The 238-nt window shown below is 69.7% G+C and carries 1 pseudogene; it reads right to left on the reverse strand.

Features of this window, described 5'->3' with window-relative positions:
- Positions 1-224, reverse strand: a pseudogene (locus AC5Y43_RS25010) (serine/threonine-protein kinase); the annotation flags it as partial.
- Positions 225-238 lie beyond the last annotated feature (14 nt).

Below are 238 nucleotides of genomic sequence, written 5' to 3' on the forward strand. Positions count from 1 at the left end.
ACCCCGACGATGTTGGGGTGCCACAACGGCCCGGCGAGGTCGGCCTCGCGGTTGAACCGTTGCTGGTAGTCGGGGTCGGCCGACAGGTCGGGGCGCAGCACCTTCAACGCCTCGAAGCGGGGCAGGCGGGGATGGCGCACCAGATACACCTCGCCCATGCCCCCGGCCCCCAACAGCCGCACCACCTCATAGCCGGCGAACCGGGCCCCCTCACTCAACGGCATGGCCGCATCCTAAA

It is taken from the genome of Mycobacterium sp. NGS57 (genome assembly GCF_059812405.1).